At 50.2% G+C, this 18,285-nt stretch carries 12 protein-coding genes; 10 read left to right on the top strand and 2 right to left on the bottom strand.

Going from position 1 to position 18,285, the window contains the following annotated elements; genetic code table 11:
* The first annotated feature begins 92 nt into the window (after positions 1-92).
* From JS578_03595 to JS578_03550, 10 genes are all read left to right on the top strand, one after another.
* Complete coding sequence (locus JS578_03595; protein ID QRX64348.1) at positions 93-1,448, top strand: MFS transporter; 1,356 nt, start codon at positions 93-95, stop codon at positions 1,446-1,448.
* 69 nt (positions 1,449-1,517) lie between these two features.
* Positions 1,518-2,708 (top strand): N-acetylglucosamine-6-phosphate deacetylase, encoded by a 1,191-nt coding sequence (nagA, locus tag JS578_03590; GenBank protein ID QRX64347.1) that lies wholly within the window; start codon positions 1,518-1,520, stop codon positions 2,706-2,708.
* On the top strand, positions 2,689-3,480 hold the full coding sequence (locus JS578_03585; protein ID QRX64346.1) for a glucosamine-6-phosphate deaminase: 792 nt from the start codon (positions 2,689-2,691) through the stop codon (positions 3,478-3,480). Before nagA ends, JS578_03585 begins: the two co-directional genes overlap by 20 nt.
* A 162-nt stretch (positions 3,481-3,642) precedes the next feature.
* Positions 3,643-6,759 (top strand): TonB-dependent receptor, encoded by a 3,117-nt coding sequence (locus JS578_03580; protein ID QRX64345.1) that lies wholly within the window; start codon positions 3,643-3,645, stop codon positions 6,757-6,759.
* Between the two features lie 12 nt (positions 6,760-6,771).
* Positions 6,772-8,151 carry a RagB/SusD family nutrient uptake outer membrane protein gene (locus JS578_03575; GenBank protein QRX64344.1) on the top strand — a complete coding sequence of 460 codons (1,380 nt, stop codon included), beginning with the start codon at positions 6,772-6,774 and terminating at the stop codon, positions 8,149-8,151.
* Between the two features lie 21 nt (positions 8,152-8,172).
* Positions 8,173-8,754: a fasciclin domain-containing protein gene (locus JS578_03570; GenBank protein ID QRX64343.1), complete on the top strand. Its 582-nt coding sequence runs from the start codon at positions 8,173-8,175 to the stop codon at positions 8,752-8,754.
* A gap of 45 nt (positions 8,755-8,799) precedes the next feature.
* Positions 8,800-10,683, top strand: coding sequence for an alginate lyase family protein (locus JS578_03565; GenBank protein QRX64342.1), 1,884 nt, complete (start codon positions 8,800-8,802; stop codon positions 10,681-10,683).
* Position 10,684: 1 nt separating this feature from the next.
* On the top strand, positions 10,685-12,244 hold the full coding sequence (locus tag JS578_03560) for a family 20 glycosylhydrolase (protein ID QRX64341.1): 1,560 nt from the start codon (positions 10,685-10,687) through the stop codon (positions 12,242-12,244).
* Positions 12,245-12,250: 6 nt separating this feature from the next.
* On the top strand, positions 12,251-14,641 hold the full coding sequence (locus JS578_03555) for a family 20 glycosylhydrolase (GenBank protein QRX64340.1): 2,391 nt from the start codon (positions 12,251-12,253) through the stop codon (positions 14,639-14,641).
* Between the two features lie 13 nt (positions 14,642-14,654).
* Entirely contained in the window at positions 14,655-15,779 is a 1,125-nt protein-coding gene (locus JS578_03550) for a DUF5009 domain-containing protein (protein ID QRX64339.1), read from the top strand.
* 253 nt (positions 15,780-16,032) lie between these two features.
* Here the strand turns inward: JS578_03550 and sucD are convergent, their stop codons facing one another.
* Both sucD and sucC read right to left on the bottom strand, forming a co-directional pair.
* A complete protein-coding gene (sucD, locus tag JS578_03545; protein ID QRX64338.1) occupies positions 16,033-16,899 on the bottom strand; it encodes a succinate--CoA ligase subunit alpha in 867 nt (288 codons plus the stop codon).
* Positions 16,900-16,925: 26 nt separating this feature from the next.
* Complete coding sequence (gene sucC / locus JS578_03540; GenBank protein ID QRX64337.1) at positions 16,926-18,059, bottom strand: ADP-forming succinate--CoA ligase subunit beta; 1,134 nt, start codon at positions 18,057-18,059, stop codon at positions 16,926-16,928.
* Positions 18,060-18,285 lie beyond the last annotated feature (226 nt).

The following is an 18,285-nucleotide window of genomic DNA, read 5'->3' as shown; positions in this document are numbered from 1 at the left end:
CGTTTTTGAAGCATTATTCAATCCTCCGTGGGCTATTTTTGTAGAATCGATTGCCAAGAGAAATAGCTTTGTAATGATTTAATAATGCTCACATGAACACTCCTAACCCGATTCCTCATGTCCAGGACAAAAGTACCACGATCAAGTCGATGATCATCCTGGCTCTCCTTTTCTTTATATTTGGATTGGTTTCATGGGTCAACACCATCCTGATTCCTTACTTCCAATTGACCCTTCAGTTATCAAACTTCCAGTCTTATCTGGTGACCTTCGCTTTCTATATCGCTTATCTCATTATGGCGATACCCTCTTCAATGCTACTGAACAAGATTGGATACAAGCGTGGGATGATGTATGGACTCTGGTGCATGGCCCTGGGGGCGTTACTTTTTGTTCCCGCCGCCTACTGGAGAACCTATCAGCTGTTTCTGCTTGGGCTCTTCCTGCTGGGTGTGGGGCTGGCCATTCTGCAATCGGCTGCCAACCCTTACGTGACAATCGTGGGTCCCATCGATAGTGCCGCCAAGAGAATGAGCATGGTGGGTACCGGTAACAAGCTGGCAGGCGTGATTGCCAACCTGATCTTTGCCGCGGTGGTCATCAGGGAGTCCGACAGGGTGTTGATGAAGGAGATTGAAGCCGGTGTCTACACCGGTGAATCACTTGAGGCAACTCTGGATACGTTGATAAAGGGTGTGATGACCCCTTATCTGATCTTGGCCATCGCACTGTTTCTCTTCGGAATCATTGTGCGATACTCTCCGCTGCCTGAGCTGGATCCCTCTGTTGTAAACAAACGCTCTGCAGCGGATGAGAGTTCACAAAAGCATATCCTGCAGTACCCGGCGCTAATCCTGGGTGTGCTGGCGATGTTCTTTCACATCGGTACTCAGATGATCGCGCTGGGAACCAGCATCCAGTATGCCGGCACAATGGGAGAAAGCCTTGCCGGTCCGGCACAAAACATACCCTCCTACACGATGCTGTTGACCTTCTTCGGCTACTTCCTGGGTATCGCATTGATCCCGAAATATATCAAACAGCGGAATGCCCTTCTGGTCAGTTCTCTGATTAACCTGATCCTCTCTGTGTTGATTATCACCACCGCCGGCACCGTTCACCTATTCGGTATGACCACCGACATCTCGCTCTGGTATCTCGTGATGATGGGGCTGCCCAATGCATTGCTCTATGCCGGCATATGGCCGTTGGCAATCAACGGGTTGGGCAAGCATACCAACCTTGGTTCCGCCTTCCTGGTGATGGCGTTGTGCGGTAGCGCGATCATGCCGATTGCCTACAACGCATTCGTAGAAATGAATGCATCTCTCTCCTCATTTGAGGCGATGAAACATGCGTACGGTGTGCTGATTCCCTGTTTCGCCTACATCGTATGGTATGCCACCTGGGGTTACCGAATCAAATCCTGGAAGAGCGCAACCATTTAATATTGTCCATTCATGGTGTCAATGGCTCACTACCTGTGAATTGCCTCCGGCACACAAATAATTTTATTTATGAAAAATCGATTGATCATCCAAAACGGGAAAGTGATTTTCCCGGACAAGATAGTAGATAACCTGACTGTTGTGATCGAAAATGGCATCATTGCCGATATCACGGACAAGGGGGCATTTATCCCTGCCGATACCGATGTGGTGATCGATGCAACCAACAAATATCTCTCATCCGGTTTTATCGATATCCACACCCATGGTGGGGGTGGGCATGATTTCATGGATGGCACGGTAGAGGCCTACCTGGGTGCTGCCGAGACGCATGCCCAGTTCGGTACGACGGCATTGCTGCCGACAACGCTAACCAGTACGACCGAAGAGCTCTTTAAGACATTTAAGATCTACAAGGAGGCGGTGAAGCGGAACAACAAGGGAGCCAGGTTTCTCGGGCTTCATCTCGAAGGCCCCTATTTTGCCTATAACCAGCGGGGAGCACAGGATCCCAAGTACCTGAGGAATCCGGAACCTGAGGAATACAACGCCATCATGGCTGCTTCAGACGATATCGTACGCTGGAGCCTGGCACCCGAGTTGCCGGGAGCGCTCCAATTCGCCAAAGTGCTCAGGGAGCACAATATCCTCACCGCCGTGGCGCACTCCGATGCCATCTACGAAGAGGTGCTCGATGCATACGACGCCGGCTTTACCCTTGCAACCCACCTCTACTCCGGCATGTCCACCATTACCCGCAGAAATGCTTTCCGCTATGCCGGCGTGGTGGAGGCAGCCTACCTGATCGATGGGATGGATGTGGAGATCATTGCCGATGGGGTGCATCTTCCCAAATCGTTGTTGCAGTTTGTATACAAGTTCAAGGGGCCCGACAGGACAGCGCTCTGCACCGACTCCATGCGGGGCGCCGGCATGCCCGACGGGGAGTCTATCCTGGGAAGCCTGGAGAAAGGACAGCGGGTGATCATCGAAGATGGGGTTGCCAAGTTGCCCGACCGGACTGCTTTCGCCGGGAGTGTCGCTACCACTGACCGTCTGGTAAGGACCATGATGCAGGTCGCCGGGGTGCCGCTGGTGGAAGCAGTGCGCATGATGACACTCACCCCGGCCCGCATCATGCGCCTGGATCAGCACAAGGGATCAATCTCCAAAGGGAAGGATGCCGATCTGGTACTGTTTGATGAGAATATTAATGTTTCACACACAATCGTAGAAGGAAATGTCATTTACAAAAACTAACACACCGCTCTCAACATTCATGAGAGAACAATTACAAGTGAATGTTTTTCAAGATAGAAAGACAATGGGCAGGGCTGCAGCGAACGATGTCTCATCTTGTATCAAACAGCTTTTGAAGGAGAAGGATGAAGTCAACATGATCTTTGCGGCTGCTCCTTCTCAGGATGATTTTTTGAGACATCTGGTTATGGACCCCTCCATTTCCTGGGATAGAATCAATGCATTCCACATGGATGAGTACATTGGTTTGGATAAAGATGCCCCTCAGGCGTTCGGCAATTTCCTGAAAGAACGCATCTTCGGTAAAGTTCCATTTAAAAGTGTGCATTACATTGATGGAACAACCTCAGATCCTGAAGGTGAATGCAATCGCTATGGCAATAAACTAAATCAGTATAAGGTAGACATTGTCTGCCTTGGAATCGGCGAAAACGGCCACATTGCTTTCAATGATCCTCCGGTGGCTGATTTCAATGATCCCTATCCGGTGAAAATCGTGAATCTGGATCATGCCAGCCGTCAGCAGCAGGTCAATGACAAGTGTTTCAAGCATCTCGAGGAGGTGCCTCAAAAAGCCTTTACACTTACGATTCCCTCTCTCCTGAAAGCTGATTATCTGTTTTGTATTGTGCCCACCAAATTGAAAGCGGAGGCAATCCGTAATACTTTGAAGTATCCCATCTCTGAAACATGCCCGGCCACCATCTTGAGAACAAAAAACAATGCATTCCTTTATCTGGAGAAGGAGAGTGCGTCGTTGATTGATCTGTGATAAGATTGCGCTTTTTGAGAGGTTAATTACGTTTTTATGTAATTTTTACGAATTATGCGCAGGTATCTTTGTGATGATTTAAGAATCGAACAAGAAACCAATCTAACTTCTATGACCTGAAATGAATAAAAAAAGAAACCTATGAAATTAAAGATGACACCAATGAAAAAAGGTTTGCTCCTGTTAGGGCTGCTGTTGACCCACGCACTGACTTCACTCTATGCCGATGAACCGGTAGTAACCCCTGAGGTCAATGGAATAAACCAACAAAAAATTGAGGTTTCCGGAACGGTTACAGACCAGTTGGGTGAACCAATACCGGGAGCTACGGTAAAAGAAATTGGAACCACCAATGGTGTGGTGACCGATATCGATGGGCATTTTATGATCTCTGTCCTGTCGAGTGGCGCACGACTAGAATTCTCGTTCCTGGGCTACACACCCTATGAGCATGTCGTGAATGGTCCTTTGAACAATTTAATTGTCACGCTGACTGAAGAGGTGAGTGAGCTCGATGAACTGGTGGTGATTGGATACGGAAGCATGAAAAAAAGAGATATTTCCGGTTCCATCTCAACCATCAGCAATGAAAGCCTGCAAAATACCCCCGTGAAGAATGTGATGTCTGCCCTCCAGGGGCGTGCATCGGGCGTACAGGTTGTTTCCAACTCCGGAGCCCCGGGTGATGGGATTTCCGTAACGGTACGCGGTCAATCTACCTTGAACTCCGGGAATGAACCTCTCTATGTGATTGATGGGGTGCCGGTAGAATCCAACTCGCTGTCTCAGTTGAATGGATACGACTCACATGGTCTTAACCCGTTGGCCGACATCAATCCTCAGGACATCGAATCGATCGAGATCCTCAAGGATGGCTCTTCAACGGCCATCTACGGATCAAGAGCTGCGAACGGTGTTGTGTTGATTACCACCAAAAGAGGGAAAGAAGGCAAGGCGCAGATCAACGTCAATCTCTACACCGGTGTCAGCACCATCACCAGGAAACTGAGTGTGCTCAATGCCACACAGTGGCGAGACATCATCATTGATACCTACAAGAACCTGGATGCATACAACAATGCGGTGAACCCCTCAGAACCACACTGGACTGCCATTGACTCACTTAACCCCATGAACAGCGGTGATGTGGACTGGCAGGAGGTGATGTACCGTACGGCTTTCCAGAAACAGGCCAGCATATCGGTTATCGGAGGGAATCAGGCTGCCAGATATTCTTTAAGCAGTTCTTTCCTTGATCAGGATGGTATCTTACTCAACTCTAACTACAAAAGAATCACATCAAGGCTCAATACCGACTTTAAGATTACGGAGAAAGTGAATGCCGGATACAGTGTCTCCTTTACGCACGGTAAGAACAACAGAATCAATGCCGGGGGTACCGGAAACCATAGCTTGGTGCAATCCATTCTGGTCAGACCTCCTGTCTATTCGCTCACTTATCCTGATGGCTCACCCATCAATTATTTCAATGGCAAAAGAAATCCGGTGGGGTTGGCCAACGAGGCAACCCACTTGAACACAACCAACAGAATCATCGGAAATCAATATGTTGAGTGGGAGATTCTCAAGGATTTACGATTCAAAACGAACGTGAGTCTTGACTTCATCACCATGAAAGAGGATGAATTCTACCCCACCACAGTTGATTACAGAGCAGGATGGAACTCCGGTGCAGTACGTGCCACCCAGAATCTTACCTGGGCCAACGAAAACTATTTGACATACAACCGTACCTTTCAGGATCGTCATAACTTTTCAATCCTGGGTGGGTTTAGCCAGCAGGAATGGAAGACTGAAACTACCGGTTTAGACGGCCAGTTCTTTGCCAGCGACAATATCCGCACACTGAATGGTGCCGGTACTATTTCGGGCCAGAGTGTCAATGGAACCTATGAGCACAGCCTAATGTCGGTGTTCGGACGTGTAGGCTATGATTATCTTGGCAGATACCTCTTACAGGCTACCATGAGAGCTGACGGCTCCTCCCGCTTTGGTAAGGAGAAGAAGTGGGGTACTTTCCCCTCTGCATCGTTTGCATGGCGCTTCTCCGATGAATCACTCTTCAAAAACATGAAGAACCTCGAGGATGGAAAGCTGAGGTTTAGCGTGGGACAGACCGGGAATGAATCAATCGGCAATTATGTGTCACAGGGTGAGTTCAGTTTGAATGCCAAGTACCTCGATTACTCCGGTGCAACACCCACGGCGATGCCCAATAAAAACCTCTCCTGGGAAACAACTACTCAGTACAACGCAGGGATTGACCTTTCACTTTTCAACGGACGCATCTACCTGACAGCTGATGCCTACCAGAAGAATACCACCGATCTCTTGTTCAATGTGCCCATCCCCGAGACTACCGGGTTTGGTTCCATCAGCCAGAACATTGGTGAAATTCGCAACAGGGGACTTGAGTTTGCGCTAACCACACAGAACTTAACCGGTAAGTTCAGGTGGTCCACAAGTTTCAACATCGGGATGAACAGAAACAAAATTATCAGCCTCCCGGAGAATATCTTAACCAATGGTTTCATTCAAAACGGTACATACCATATCCTGAAGGTGGATGAACCAATTGGCACATTCTACGGCTGGAAGTTCTTAGGCGTCTATGCCCGTGATGAGGACAATACACAACAGGTGAAATATGGTTCTGCCAACGGAAAGGTATTCCGTGGGGGAGATCCCATATGGGATGACCTGAATGGCGACAAAATCATCGACGACCAGGATAAACAGATCATCGGGAATGCACAACCCCTGTTTACCGGCGGCTTGAACAATGATTTTGCCTACAAGAACTTCACCCTGAATTTTTTCCTGCAATTCTCGTACGGAAATGACATATACAGCAACCTGAATATGATGCGCAACTGGGTCTTCGCATACAACAACGTATCAACCGATGCATTGCACCGGTGGAGAAAACAGGGAGACATCACTGATTTTCCGCGTCCCATTCGAAACGACCCTTTGAGAAATGAGTACCTTCGTGTCTCTGATCGTTGGATTGAGGATGGCTCTTACATGCGATTGAAGAATGTAACCCTGGCCTACAATCTTCCAAAAAGAATGGCTGATAAAATCTTCCTCGAAGGGTTGCAGCTCTACGTTACGGGAGAGAACCTCATTACCTGGACACACTATACAGCCTACGACCCGGATGTGAGTTCATTCAGTGGTTTGCGTGTCGGTGTAGATGATGGCTCATACCCACACAGCCGTACGTTTGTATTTGGATTGAACATTAATTTTTAAAAAGAATCAACTATGAAAAGTTTCAAATTTATAGGGCTCATCATCCTTGCCATTTCGTTCTTTTCTTGTAGTGATCTGCTTGACAAGGAGCCTATAAGCAGCTTCTCGGCTGACGGATTTTACAAGACTACAAGCGATGCACAGGCAGGAGTTTACGGCATTTACGATGCAGCCCAGTCGGTTTTCAGAACCAACTTCGCCTATTGGGGTGAAGGAAGGGCAGACAATGTTCAGACTGCCCAGTCGGGTGAAGGTTTGCAGTTGTTGCAGAACAACCTGGACGAATCAATTGCTTCTGCCTATTGGGGGTCGCTCTATGACATGATCAACCGGGCCAATTATGCCATCAAGTACATTCCTGAGATCTTTGAAGAGGACAACGAAACAGGCACACAGCTTGTGGGAGAGGCCCGTGCGCTCAGAGCCCTGGCATACTTCTATCTGGTGAGAATATGGGGAGATGTACCACTGATCCTCGAGCCCTATCAATCCATTGAACAGGATATTTTCATCTCCAGAACCGACAAGCAACTGGTGCTTGCAGCCATTGAAGAAGATTTGACCTATGCCGCACAGAACTGTCGTGAGAAGTTCGGAAATGACCGCGACAGGATTATGTTTACAAAGGGATCTGCGAATGCACTGCTCACTCATGTTTACATGTGGCAGCATAAGTATGACGAAGCCATTGGATCATCTTCACTGGTGTTGAACAACCCGCTTTATGCACTGGTGACAAACATGGATGATTGGGGTAAGATCTTCACCAACAGCTACTCCGCTGAATCGATATTTGAGGTAGCTTACGATGAAAATGAAACCAACTCACTGCGTGTATTATACGCCATTGGTTCTTACGCGATCTTCACCCCTTCGGAGAAGTTCAAATCCTCTTACGAGGAGGGGGACAAAAGAATAGACTATGTCTATGACGTGACCTTGACCGATCCGAAGGCCATCTGGAAGTTTCTGGGCAGGGGCCTCAACGACGAAGATCCCACCCCTTCAAAACAAAACATCGTGTTGATGCGTCTGGCAGATATCATGCTGTTGCGTGCCGAGGCCTTCAACAAAAAAGGGGGCGAACAGAACCAACTCGTAGCTCTTGGGTTGCTTAACACCATCAGGAGACGCGCCGGATTGGTTGAATTTGAAACAGTTGCCGCTGCAGAAGCGATGTATGGTGACCTCGAAACGGCCATCTTGCATGAGCGTTCCATTGAACTCTGCTTTGAAGGACACCGCTGGTTTGACCTGGTGCGTACCGGTAAAGCTATTGCTACTATGCAACCCATCAACGGTCTCAGTGACGAACGAAACTTGGTATGGCCCATCTCTATCAACAGTTTGCGGAAGAATCCCAACCTGGTGCAAAACGACTATTACAATTAACAGATTTAAACCGTGGAACCAATGAAAAAAATACAACCCAACATTCACATAAGGTTGGCAATGATGACAATCTTGTTGATCACTGTTTTCACCCGTTGTGAAATTCAAGACAACTTCGAGTACCAACCCAGCCCCACCAACCCCAATTTGAATATGACAGCGTGGGAGTTTATTCAGGAGAGGAGCGATATCATGTCTACAATGGCTGAAGCGATCACCAGGGCTGAGATGCAGGATTATTACTCCCAGGAGAAGGGATACACCTACATTTTGCCCAGAAACAATGCCTGGAAAAAATATCTCACCGCCAACAAGTATGCTTCCGTTCAGGAGATTCCGGTGGAGCAACTGCAAAGTGCACTGAAGTATCATCTGGTGAAGGGGAAAGTAAACTTCTCCAACCCGGACGAATTCAAGAACCCGAATGAACCAATTGCCTACCAAACAGAAAACGGTAGTGTCATGTATCTTTCACGAAGCACCAATTATCAGGGGCTGATCAACCAGGGAACAAAGAAACAGTGGACCATCATCACCTCTAACCTGGAAGCTACCAATGGCACCCTACACGTGGTGGATGATGTTGTCTTTCTGAGTCAATAAATTATGGATAAAAGATCATTTTTAAAAACTATTTTTACCGGATCAATGGGATATGCCTTAAGCCATAAGGCATATCCTTTTGTACCTCATCAGGAGAATCTGATCAACGCCGATCACAACCTCTGCGACAAAACCGGTACCTTTCCGTTTACCCATTACCTGAGACAGTATGATGTGGGCGATTACATCCCAAAAGATCAGGGTGGCAAATTCATCCAGATGGAGATTCTCAACACGGAAGAGGATGCTCTGATTGTGGAGAAAATTCAAAACGGAATACTACAACAGGTCTATGGCGATCCCATTGATTGGGTCCGGTTTGAAAAACTTGAGCTCGAAAAGAGTGTCTGGCTTGCCCGTTTGTATTTCATTCCCAGTTTTGCCAGAATCTATTACCTCACAAAAGAGAAACATTATCTCGATTATGCGCTTTCATTCACACGTTTATGGTACCGTGAGAATTCTCAACTAGCGCAAGATGGCAAAACGAGATACAACTGGACGGACATGCAGATTGCATGGCGCTGCATCCACCTCTCATGGCTCTACTTCTTAGGGGAAGATCAACTCTCCCGCAACGATAAAGAGTTCATCGCCGATATCCTGCAGAACCACTCCTCCGTGCTACTCGAACACTTCGGCGAACAGAAACTGAACGAATTCAATCATCAGGCACACGGTGCGCTGGCAATGTTGTATGTGGGAGCACTCTTTCCCGGCATGCCCCATGCCGGGGAACTGCTCTCTACGGCACAAAGAATCCTGGAGCACCACATCCGCCATGCATTTTACCCCGATGGGGGCAACGTGGAGCAGATGTTTGGTTATTATCCCTTTGAAGCTCATATCTTCAGAGATGCGTACCTCCTTTGCACAGCAAACAACATCGCTCTTCCTGCCGGCATTGAATCGCTGCTCTATAAGATGCGGGAATACCTTCTCATGGTGAAACAACCCGATGATACGATGCCTGTGGTGAATGATTCTTACGAGATGCCTGTAACACCGATTGTCGCAACACTCTCGACGCTCCTTTCACAACCCATTTCTCAAAAAAACCGAAGCAAGTTATTCGCAGAGACACAGATCGGGATTGTCAGGGATGATGCGGACTGGTATCTGCTGGCCAACCCTGCAAAGTCTATCGGTGCGCATATGCATGCCGGACGTCTCGCCTTCAACTTCTGGTACAAAGGGAGGCCCTTGTTGCGCGACAGCGGTTGCTGCAATTACGATGACCCCCTTCTTGTGTCCTGGTACCGGACTACGAAGGCACACAACACGGTGATCATTGACGGGAAATCAGATGCGGCCACCTCTGCCGACATCCTCTGGGCTGCCAAGAGAGAAACCGACAACAAGATTGTTGATTTTGAGCAACAGCATGACTACACCTTTCTCCGAATGCATTCCCCTGCATCGGAAGAGGTGAACGGATCGGTAGAATGGTTCCGCTCACTGGTGTTGGTGCACCAAAAATACCTGGTGCTCTACGATTATTTCAAGGCTGTAGGGAGCCATGACTACGAGATCCTGTTTCACTTCGACCGGACCGATGTCTCCGTAAGCAGAGAGAAGATTCTCACACTCCACAACAAGGAAGCCATGCACTGTATTCCTGCAGATCTGACCCTTGTAGACAATCTTCAAATCAGTGAGGGACTGATCGCCGTGAAGGGGAAAACGGAAAGAGCTCCCATGGCAACTTATACCATAAAGGCTGATGGTGACCTCCATTCCTTCATGCTTTTCACCCCTCAGGATGAGCAGGAGGTGATGCTGCAAAAATTCATCTCCGACAAGGGAGCCGCCCTGCAGCTGAAAACAAAGCATCAGCAAGCTGTTCACCTGTTGTTTGCCAATGAAAAAGGGGTGCCATTCTCCGCTTTTGGCAAACAAACAGACAAACCCTTTGAAATCATACAATAATATGAGACATACACACCATTTGAACATCCAAACACTCTTTGTGATCTTGCTGTTTTTTGCATTACAGCCATCCGGTGTAGCTGCACAACACAAAGATTTCGATGTGAAAGGATTTCACCTCGATCTGCGCATTCAGGTGATGACCCCAGAGGCGCTGCATGCCTTTGCAACGGAATTGGCCGACTTCGGTATCAACACCCTCGTGATGGAATGGGAAGCCTCTTATCCCTACCAGCATCATGCTGTGATTTCCAACCAATATGCCTATACCCGCGATGAGGTGAAGCAGTTCATCGCCCATTGCAACACACTGGGGATCGATGTGATTCCCCTGCAACAGTGCTTTGGCCATGTGGAGTATATCTTGCGGAATGAGCGATACGCTCAACTCAAAGAAGACAGGAAGGATATCTCGCAGATATGTCCGCTCGAAACTGAAGGCGACAGCCTCCTGTTTGCTGAGCTGTTCCGCGACATGGCCTCTTTGCACCCCTCCCAATACATTCATATCGGCGGGGATGAGACCTATCTGCTCGGACATTGTGCCGATTGTTCGCTGAAAGCCGCAAAAGAGGGGAAATCGAAGTTGTTCGTCGATTACATGAAGATGATCACGGGCATCATCATTGAAATGGGCAAGACACCTGTGATGTGGGCCGATATCCTGCTCAAACATCCCGATGCGGCAGGCGAACTGCCCAAGGAGACCATCTTCATCGATTGGAATTACGGGTGGAAGACTGATCACTTCGGTGATATCGGTGCGCTGCAAAATCAGGGCTTGCAATTCTGGGGGTCACCTGCCATTCGCAGCCATCCCGATAACTGGTATCTGACCGAATGGGAAAAGCATTTCAACAACCAGCGGGATTTCATTCCCTATGCCCGCAAAGCCGGGTATACGGGGATGGTGATGACCTCCTGGTCCACATCCGGCTTGTACGGGTTTACCTGGGATGTCAATTACGAGGTGATGGATATGTTGCAGATACGCAACAACTATCCTTTATCCGGTTTTCGCATACTGGTTGCCTCCTATGCCGAAGCGTTGAAACAGCGTGAACCCCTTCAGCCGGAAGAATTCATCGTGCAATACGCATCTGACAGGTTCGGATTTTCCAGCGAAGAAAGCCAACGATTCAAGGAGGCGTTGTTCATCCCTCAGGAGTTGATTCGCGAAGGCAAACCGGTGACGAGCCTCTCAATCGCCGATCTACAGCAGGAAACGGCTAAAGCCAGGTCGATCCTCTACCAGTTGACCCCGAAAAGCAACCTGAAAGAGTTCGCACACTTCTTGCTGATGATCGACCTGCGTGCGTTCTATCTGGAATTCAAAGAGATGAAGGCGATATACAACAGTGACACTTTCAACCGCGACCTCGCGAAAGAGCTTCTTCCCCAAATGGAAGCGTTGATCCGTCATTCAAAAGAGCTGGACGACCGGTTTTGCAAGCTTCAAAAAGGGTTTCTGCACGACCGTGAAATTGAAGCACAAAATCAGTTTCGCCGCTTGGATCTTGTGGAGACCTACCACAGAATGGTCGCAGTAAGTAAAAAATAATTGCAAATGAAACAGTTTACGCTCATATTCCTTTTTCTCTCGGTCATACTTTTTGCCTCCCCGTCTGCACCGGTTCAGATCATCCCTTATCCTGCCCAGATCACCCCCGGGGAGGGGCACCTCACCTTGTCGGCTAACTTCACCATCGAGGCTGCCGATGCGATCAGGTTTGAGGCGAATTACCTGGCTGACATTCTGAAGAAAGGGTTCAGCAACAACGCTCCCCAGGGCATCCCCTGCACCACAATCGAGCTGCAGCTCGATGATGCCTCTATCTCTCAATTGGGGGAGGAGGGGTATCTGCTTTCAACCGGCAGTGAAGATATCCTCATCCGTGCGGCTACTCCTGCAGGTATTTTTTATGGGATACAGACGCTCAGGCAACTGTTGCCGGTCGATTTTGAATCATCAAGCCGAAACGCGGTAGAGATTGCCAGGGTGGAGATTGTTGATCAACCGCGATTTCCATGGCGATCGTTCATGCTCGATGAAGCGCGACACTTTAAGGGTAAAGAAACAATCTATAAAATGCTGGATGAGTTGGCCCGCTTGAAGATGAACACCTTTCACTGGCACTTGACGGACGATCAGGGTTGGCGCATTGAGATTAAAAAGTATCCCCTTCTTACCCAGGTGGGTGCAAAAAGAAAAGATACGCAAACGGCCCGACGCAGTGAAGGCAGAACGGGAGTGCCCCACGAAGGTTTTTATACACAGGAGGAGATCAAAGAGATCATTCAATATGCTGCCGACAGGCACATCACCATCGTACCCGAAATAGAGATGCCGGGCCACGCTATGGCGGCCATCGCAGCCTACCCCTGGCTGGGATCTATGGGCACCACAACCGATGTCTCGGTGATCTTTGGGAAGATGGAGGATTCTTTCAATATTTCCGATCCAAGGGTGGTGCAGTTCCTGCAGGATGTGTTGGAAGAGGTGATGGCGCTCTTTCCGGGTGATATCATCCACATTGGGGGGGATGAGGTGAACTTCGGCCCTTGGGAGAGGTCTGAAAAAGTGCAACAGTTCATGCGTGCCAACGATCTGTACTCACCGGTTGACTTGCAGATCTATTTCACCAACCTGATTTCAAACTTCATCGACCGCAACGGTAAGCGCATGATGGGATGGAACGAAATTATGGGCGATGATATCCATGGTGAACGGAGCGATGATGAAACCAAAGTAGAACAGAAACTGGCATCCTCTGCCATCGTCCATTTCTGGAAAGGAGACATCAACCTGATCAGTGATGCCGTTCAGAAAGGATACAGTGTGGTGAATTCAAACCATTGGGACACATATCTGGATTATACCTATGAGCGGTTGCCTCTTTCCAGGTCATATCACTTCGACCCAATCCCGGAAGGCTTGGACCCCATGTATCACTCCCTGATCCTCGGACTGGGTACCCAGATGTGGAGCGAGTGGATCCCCACCGTGGCACAGATGGAAAACCAGGTTTTTCCCCGTTTGGCAGCCTATGCGGAAGTAGGGTGGACCCCTGCCGATCGTAAAGCGTTCAGCCGTTTTAGCGAATCGCTTGTGGAGATGAAGAAAAGATGGCGCCTGGAGGGGATTCATTTTCACCTCGATGCAGAAGATATGGCGACCGATTTACGCACCCAGTTCTTCCCAAAACAACAGGTTCCGGTGCAACAGATGCCTGAGAAGAAGAACCTCTGGATCTTCATCATGGCCGGACAGTCGAACATGGCCGGCAGAGGATTGGTGGCACCCGAAGATACGATCGCTCACGAGCGGGTTCTTACGATCAATGCCCAGAATGAATGGATCCTGGCCAAGGAGCCGTTGCATTTCTATCAACCCAAGCTCACCGGTCTGGATGGGGGGCTCTCCTTCGCGAAAAATCTGCTGGAGGAGGTGAACGAGGATGTTGTGATTGCCTTGCTGCCTGTGGCTGTGGGGGGTAGTTCAATTGGTTACTGGCTGAATGATTCAACCTTCAACGGGGTCAACCTGCGCAGCAACCTGGTTGAAAAGATCAACCTGGCGAAGGAGCATGGAACCCTAAAGGGCATTCTCTGGCATCAAGGCGAGAGTGATGCTACACCCGAAAAACTGCCGCAATATGCCTGCACCCTGAAGACGCTCTTTTATCTGATGCGTTTTGTTTCTGACGACAGCCGGTTGCCCATCGTTGTGGGCGAACTTGCTTCATTCCCGAAAAGTGAATCCATGCACAAGGGCTGGAACGAAATCAATACAATCATAGAGCGGGTAGTCAAGGAAGATCACAACGCGGCGCTGGTCCCTGCAGGTGATCTCACCTCCAACCCTGATTTCATTCATTTTGATGCCGCCTCTCAAAGGATGATGGGCAAAAGGTATGCTGAAGCAATGCTCCAGCTTCTATCCCGTGGGGCAAATTGAAAAGAGAATCATCATGAACAATCAAGTAGCGGGAAAACCGGAACGGTTGCATTCACTCGATGCCCTCAGGGGGTTCGATATGCTTTGGATTACCGGGGGGCAGAAAGTTGTCTATGCCTTGGCAACATTGACAGGATGGCCTTTCTTTGAGTGGTTGAACAATCAAATGAAACATGTTGAGTGGAACGGTTTTGCGTTCTATGATATGATTTTTCCGCTGTTCCTCTTCCTGGCGGGTGTATCCATGCCTTATTCATTCTCAAAGAGATTGCAAAACGGTAGCTCCAAAAATGCCATCTATCTGCATGCCCTGAAACGCATGCTTCTGCTCGTTGTGCTGGGGATGTTATACAATGGCGTCTTCACTTCTGAGATCGAACAGATGCGTTTTGCCAGCGTCCTGGGACGCATTGGTGTGGCGTGGTTCATCGCTGCGATGATCTACCTGAACAGCTCCCTCCGGGGACAGATCATCTGGCTCTTTTCCCTGCTGACAGGGTATTGTTTGTTGATGTTGTACGTCCCCGTACCGGGACATGGAGCCGGGGTGCTGACCCCTGAGGGGAACCTCTCCGGCTTTTTGGACAGGTTGCTGTTGCCCGGACGCCTCTACATGGACAATGTCCTCGAGGCCGAGGGGATACTGAGCACCATCCCCGCTGTGGGAACTGCCTTGATGGGTGTTCTAGCCGGTCGTTTCCTGAAATCAGAAAAGCAGCAAATCAAACCGATCAGGAAAAGCTTCTGGTTATTGGCTGCCGGAGGTGTTTCAATTGGGGGGGGACTTCTCTGGGGACTCCTCTTCCCAATCAATAAGATTCTGTGGACGAGCTCCTTCGTGTTGTTCGCCGGTGGGCTCAGCTTGGTTTTGCTGGGGCTTTTCTACCTGATCATCGACGTATTGGGTTACAAGAAATGGAGTTTCTATTTTGTCGTGATTGGTTTAAACTCCATCACGATTTATCTGGTACAACATAAAATCATTGACTTTCACAAAGTGAGAGAGCTTCTGTTTGGTGCCATCATCGCCATAACCCCCGAGGTGATTCAGCCATTGGTCAGTGCACTCTTTTATCTGTTGTGTGTGTGGGGCTTTCTTTATTTCCTCTACAAAAACAGGATCTTCCTGAAAGTGTGAAGAAGCACGAAAAGAAAGGCCCTCGTATGTGAAACCATAAGAGGGCCTTTTTGCTGTTGCCACCCCGATCGTACGCTTTTCAGACTGATGACGCAAGGTTTGGGCAAGTCCAGGGCTTGTGCCCCTCCCAGGCCCCTCCAATGCCTCTCCCAAGCCCCTCCCAAATTTATTGGAGGGGCAGAGGCCCATGTCTTGCGAATGTCCCTCCGAAGGGGGGACATCTTTGGTTTGATGGTGGTCCGGATGAATGTGTTTATCTGCTTCTTCTGAGGAGGTCGGGGATCTGGCTCGGCTCCTTGGCCACCGGCACGCCGATAGCCTCGAAGGCGGCGATCTTCTCGGCGGCGGTGCCCGAACCGCTGGAGATGATGGCGCCGGCATGACCCATCTGCTTGCCCGGGGGGGCCTGCTGCCCGGCAATGAATACCGCCACAGGCTTGGTCACATGGTCGCGGATGTACTCGGCCGCACGCTCTTCCGCGTCGCCGCCGATCTCGCCGATCAGCGCGATGGAGTCGGTCTCGGGGTCGTTCTCGAACATCTCGAGCAGCTCACGGTAGTAGAGTCCCACCACGGGGTCACCACCCACGCCCACGGCGGTCGATTGTCCCATTCCTTTTGTCGTGAGGTTGTAAACCACCTCGTAGGTGAGGGTGCCGCTGCGGCTGATCACGCCGGTGCGCCCCTCCTTGAAGATCATGGTGGGCATGATTCCCACCAGGCTCTTGCCCGGCGAGATGAGTCCCGGGCAGTTGGGACCAATCAGGTTGGCGCCTTTGCGGCGGATGTATCTGTAGGCCTCCACGACGTCGAGCGTGGGTACCCCCTCGGTGATGCAGACCACCAGCTTGATGCCGGCGTCGGCAGCCTCCATCATCGCATCCTTGGCGAAAGGTGCCGGCACGAAGATCACCGAGGTGTCGGCAGCGGTTTCCTTCACCGCTTCCCGCACCGTGTTGAACACCGGGATGCCGTCGGCCAGCTCTCCTCCCTTGCCGGGTGAGGTGCCCCCCACCACGTTGGTGCCATATGCTTTCATCTTGGAGGCATGAAACCCTCCGTCGCGACCGGTAATCCCCTGTACGATCAGCCGGCTTTGCTTGTTTATCAGTATGCTCATAATCTCTGATTTGTTCGGTCTGGTTGTTATTTCGATAATTGCACCGCCATCTGAGTGGCTTCGCCCATGGTCTCGGCCACATGGAAGTGGGTGCCCTGCAGCAGGGCGCGTCCCTCCTTCTCGTTGGTGCCTGTGAGGCGGATCACGATGGGTACTTCGGTCTTGATCTGGCGGAATGCCTCCAGCAGTCCATGAGCCACATCGTCGCAGCGGGTGATGCCGCCAAAGATGTTGATCAGTACCACCTTCACGTTTTTGTCGCCCAGCAGCAGCTTCATCGCCTCAATCACCTTGGTGGGGTTGGAGCTGCCGCCGATGTCGAGGAAGTTGGCGGGGTTGCCGCCGTAGAGCTTGATCATGTCCATGGTGGCCATGGCCAGTCCCGCGCCGTTCACCATGCAGCCGATGTCGCCGCCCAGGTGCACGTAGCTGAACCCCTTGCTCTTGGCGCTCTGCTCCTTCTTCTCCTCGTCGGTAGGCTCGTTGAGTGCAGCCGTTTTCGGGTGGCGGTAGAGGGCGTTGTCGTCGAAGGTCATCTTGGCATCGATGGCCATGATCTCCCCCTCCTTGGTGAGCACCAGCGGGTTGATCTCCGCCAGAGAGGCATCGTTGGCCACGAACAGCTTGTAGAGCTTCTGGAAGACCGGTGCCGCCTTGCGCACCAGCGCGATGTCGTCGAACAGCGTGAAGGCCGCCTCCCGTGCCAGGTAGTCCGGCACCCCGATGGAGGGGTCGATCACGAACTTGTGGATCTTCTCGGGTGTGGTGCGTGCCACCTCCTCGATGTCCATGCCGCCCTCGCGGCTCAGCATCAGGATGGCCGCCTTGCTGCTGCGGTCTATGACGTAGCTGACGTAATACTCCTTGTCGATGTGCACCGCCTGGCCCACCAGGACACGGTCGACGGTGAACCCCTTGATATCCATTCCCAGGATGTCGGCCGCATGTCTGCGCAGTTCCGCCTCCCCATCTGCCAGCTTCACGCCGCCCGCCTTGCCGCGGCCACCGGTGTGTACCTGTGCCTTCACGATCACCTTCTGTGCATCGAGCTGCTCGTAGGCCTTCACGGCATCCTCCACCGAGCGGCATACGATACTTCTGTCCACGGGGAGCCCGTAGGCGGCAAACATCTCCTTTGCCTGATATTCATGTACCTTCATATCTTGTTTATTGGTTATGTGATTTACCTATTTCGCATATTATTAGATAGATACCTCTTGTGGGCGGTATGCATTTTCAGTGTGCTGATATTTTGATTTAGAAACTGCACTAAAGCTATGATTTTTTCTGATACCAAACAACAATGCCGGTGTTTTTTGGACATTTGCACCCCACTATCAACAGTCAGATATCGATTAAAGAGATGAAACGCATGATAAGGTTAAA

It is taken from the genome of Dysgonomonadaceae bacterium zrk40, from assembly GCA_016916535.1.
Lineage (GTDB): Bacteria > Bacteroidota > Bacteroidia > Bacteroidales > Dysgonomonadaceae > Proteiniphilum.
This window is presented reverse-complemented; position numbering and strand designations above follow the sequence as displayed.